The organism is Nocardiopsis sp. NPDC055824, assembly GCF_053616335.1.
Map to the genome: position 1 here is coordinate 1 of NZ_JBSHDN010000340.1, position 3,953 is coordinate 3,953.

At 71.5% G+C, this 3,953-nt stretch carries 3 protein-coding genes; 1 reads left to right on the forward strand and 2 read right to left on the reverse strand.

Going from position 1 to position 3,953, the window contains the following annotated elements; genetic code table 11:
* Window positions 1-63 precede the first annotated feature (63 nt).
* Together ACWGL3_RS31400 and ACWGL3_RS31405 are read right to left on the reverse strand one after the other, a co-directional pair.
* A complete protein-coding gene (locus ACWGL3_RS31400; protein WP_267948663.1) occupies window positions 64-1,530 on the reverse strand; it encodes an SPFH domain-containing protein in 1,467 nt (488 codons plus the stop codon).
* Window positions 1,531-3,318 carry an SPFH domain-containing protein gene (locus ACWGL3_RS31405; RefSeq protein WP_452462133.1) on the reverse strand — a complete coding sequence of 596 codons (1,788 nt, stop codon included), beginning with the start codon at window positions 3,316-3,318 and terminating at the stop codon, window positions 1,531-1,533.
* 314 nt (window positions 3,319-3,632) lie between these two features.
* Between ACWGL3_RS31405 and ACWGL3_RS31410 the strand changes: the two genes are divergently transcribed.
* Window positions 3,633-3,938: a hypothetical protein gene (locus ACWGL3_RS31410; protein ID WP_452462134.1), complete on the forward strand. Its 306-nt coding sequence runs from the start codon at window positions 3,633-3,635 to the stop codon at window positions 3,936-3,938.
* The last annotated feature ends 15 nt before the right edge of the window (window positions 3,939-3,953 follow it).

Genomic DNA, 3,953 nt, shown 5'->3' on the forward strand with positions numbered 1-3,953 from the left:
GGTCCTCCCCTGCTTCCACCTCCGTCCCCGGGTTCCCCACCCGGGTCGGCGGTACGGCCGGGGCTAGCCCCGGCGGCCCTGGCCGCCGTAGCCCTCGCCGTTCTCGAACTGCCGGCGCATCGCGCCCTCCTGCCGGCGCTGGTACTCGTCCGCCATCTGCTGCTGGCGCTCCGCCGCGGCGGCGACCGCCCCCTGGGCCGATTCCATCGCCTCTCGCGCGACGTCCGACGACGGGCCCAGCGGCGTGCGCGGGGACCCCGCGCCGTTCAGCACCTGGGGCAGCAGCTGCGCGGTGATCAGCGTCGACAGCGCCGAACCGTCACCGGAGCCCGCCTCGGTCTGCACGACGACCGGGCGCGGGGCCCGCTCGGCCAGGACCGCGCCGACGTCCAGTCGGCGGCGCGCCAGCTCGTACTCCAGCACGGCCCGGTTGTCCCGGTAGGCGGTGGCGAGGCGCTGCTGCGCCTTGGCCTCGTTCTCCGCGGCGACCAGGTCGGCCCGGCCGCGCGTCTCGATCTCGTAGCGCACCCGCTGGGCCTCGGTCACCTGCTCCTCCAGCATCTGCGCCACGTCCTTGCGCGCCTTGTTGAGGGAGGCGTTGACCTCGACGATCTTCGCGTCGCGGGTCTTCTTGGAGCGCTCGATGTCCATCAGCAGGGTGTCGATGCGGCGCTTGCGCGTCAGCTCCCACTCCTGCTCGTAGGCCACCAGCTCCTTGGCGACCCGCTCGCGGGTGGCCAGGTGCTGCTGGTACTGGTTGGGCAGCTGCACGTCGGGGATGTTGCAGCCGGTGATCCGCACACCGTACTTCTCCAGCTGGCCGTTGAGGAGGCGGCGCATGTCCTCGACGTTGGAGCCGCGCAGGTCGTAGGCCGACTCGGTGTTGACCTGGCGGCTGCGCTGGCGGATGGCGTCCTGCACCGCGCTGGACAGGACCAGGTCGAAGTTGCTGGCGCCGATGATCGTCACGAACCGGATCGGGTCGGTGATCTGGAACTTGAGGAAGAACTCGATCGACTTCAGCGGCACGTTCTCGCGCGTGGGGCAGGCCAGGACCGGAGCCGTGTAGGGGATCTCCGTCCGGGTGTCCACCACGAAGTCCACGCGCGACCAGGGGTGCCACAGGTAGTGGCGGCCCGGGCCGATCGGCCGCACGATCGCGCCGTACCTGGTGAGGATGCCGTGGGTGCCCTCCTCGATCTCGATGATCGAGCCGCGCCACCACCACAGCCCGGCGGCGGCGATGCTGAGCACCCCGACGATCAGCGTCGGGACGGACAGGACGCTGTAGGCGACACCGGCCGCGACCCCGCCGACGAAGGCGTTGAGGGTCATCATCAGCGCCGAGCACAGGGCGAAGAAGCCGAACCAGAGCAGGATCGTCCAGCGCAGGCCCCGGTTGTCGCGCGGTATGACGACCGGGACGATCGCGCCCTGGTCGCCGCCGCGCAGCAGGCCTGCCAGGTCGCCCCAGGAGGCGAGGGACTCCTTGATGCTGGAGCCGCTGCCGGCGTTCACGGACTGGCTCATCTACTGACCTCCCTGGTTCGGGCCGGACCCCTGCGGACCGTGCTGCGACCACGGGGGCGGGGGCGGGTGCTCGGGGTCGTGGCGCGGTCCGCCGGAGGGCGCCGGGGCGTCGGACGGTGCGGTGAAGGCGTCCGCCTCCCCGTCCCCCCGGGGCTGCCGGGGCGCCTCGGCGAGGCGCTCGTCGATGGCCTGCTCGGAGACGGACTGGCGGATCTCCTCCACCAGGTCCTCGCCCGGGTCCTCCCCGGCCGGCCGGCCCGCGGCGTCGCCGTCGTCCGCGAGGAGCGCGTCGATCTCCTGCTGGCGCTCGACGATGCGGCCCCGGATGTCGCCCAGCCGGGAGCGGATGGCCTCCATGTCCTCCTGGGAGAACAGGGCGGTGTCGGCCTGGCCGATGATCTCCTGCGCGATGCGCAGGTAGTCGACGCTGGCGGCGTCGCCCGAGCCGATCCGCAGGACCTGCGGGAGGCTGTCGGCGACCGACTCCAGCTTGTCCAGGAGGTTCTCCCGGAAGCGGTAGTTGAGGATCTCGGGGGCCTCGGCCGCGCTGACCGCGCGGATGTCCAGGGCCTGCGCCTGGAGGAGCGCGGCGTTGGCGTTGGCCTCGGACTCGGCCTCGACGAAGCGCTGGCGGGCGGTGGCCCGCGCCCTGTTGGTCTCCCGCTCCAGCGCGGTGTCCATCTGCGCCTGGTACTGCGCGATGTCGGCCTGGATCGCGGAGAGGGTCTCGTTGAGGGTCGCGAGCTCCTTGTTCAGGTCGCCCTCGTTCTGCTCCTTGCGCAGCTGGAGCTCGTACTCGAACGTGTAGGCGTCCTTGGCCACGCGGACCATCTCCGGCGCCGCCAGGTCCATCCGGTACTCCTGGTTGGAGGGCTCGGCGTGGGTGATGTTGGCGCTGGTCAGCTCGACGATCCCGCTGAACTGCCGGTTGAGCTGCTCCACGAGGCTCTGCGTGTTGTCGCCGACCATGTCGTAGATCGCCGAGGCCTCCTGCTCGTAGACGAGGCTCCGGGTGGTCTCGCTGATCGCGTTGTTGAGCTTCTCCTGGAAGCCGTTCACCCCGCCCAGCGTGTAGACGAAGTCGGTGGCGTTCTTGATCCTGAACTGCACGAACAGGTCGATGGAGGCCTGCACGCCGCTCTTGGTGGGGGCCGAGCGGATCGGCGCGTTGAAGGGGTACTCCCGGGTGGTGTTGACGATGTAGGAGACGCGCTTCCAGGGGTTGAGGAGCGTGACCCGGCCGGGCTGGTAGATGTTCTCCATCTTGCCGAACCGGGTGACGATCGCCTCGCAGCCCTCCGGCACCATCACCATGCCCTGGCGCCACCACATGAACGCGGCGATCGCGAGGGTGATGATCCAGTAGTGGAGGCCGAAGAACGGGTTGATCAGCGGGTTTCCGCCGGCGATGGCCTGCGGGAGGAGCACGGTGAAGGCGCCGAGGACCCCCAGGACGAGGAGCAGGATCGCGGGGAGCATCGTCACGAGGGTGCGGCCCTTGGGGATCACCATCGTGCAGATGACGTGGACCGGGCCGCCGCTGCCGCGCTCGTAGTAGCTGCGGTTGAGCGCCTCGCCCGCGTTGTTGAGCGAGGTGCTCTTCTGCTCGATCCGGGTGCCCACGGAGTCGCCCTGTTCTCGGGCGGCGACGAAGTCGCGGGGGTCGAGGCCACTGCCCTCGGTGACCTGCGAGGAGGCCTGGTGGAGCGCGTCGGACACGGCCTGGCGCGGATCGCCCCCTTGGGCGACGGCGCCGGCCGCGCCGCGCACGGTCTGCGCGAACGACATAGGCGGGAACTCCTTGGTCAGGGGTCGGGGAACTATCCGCTTCGACGCCGCGTACCGCGGTCCGGTTCCAGGTCGGGACCGGTTCCGTGCGCTGCGAGGCGTTAGGGGACAGCATCAACCCTGTCATGAGCTATGCCCGAAACCCAGCCCTCGTGTCCGGAGTGTGACGGGCGGGCTCTCCTGTCACCTCCCAGGTCAACGCCGCTCCCCTCCCCCGACGCATGCGCGCCGCGTGGCGCGCCCACGGGCGCGGGGATAACGTCGGTCCCGCACGCACCGCGCCGGCTCCGGCCGGGACGAGGGAAGGAAGCACGATGCCAGCAGTGCCCAGCGCCGTTCTCACCACCGCGGGTCTGGTCGGCGGGTACTCGGTGGCCCGCGCCACCGGCAACCGGCCGCTGGGCGGGGCGGTGCTGGCCGGTTTCGGCGCCGCGGCGTTCGAGACGTGGCGCCGCCGGTCCGGCGTGGGCACGGCGGTCGCGCTCACCGCGGTGTACGTGGGAGCGTTCGGCCTGGCGCACCCGCTGGCCCGGAAGGTCGGCTCGTGGCCCGCCGTGCTCGGCGTGACCGCCGCCACCGCGGCGCTCGCCGTCGCCGCGGGCGACCGCGACCGCGGCTGAGGCCCCGGCCGCCGC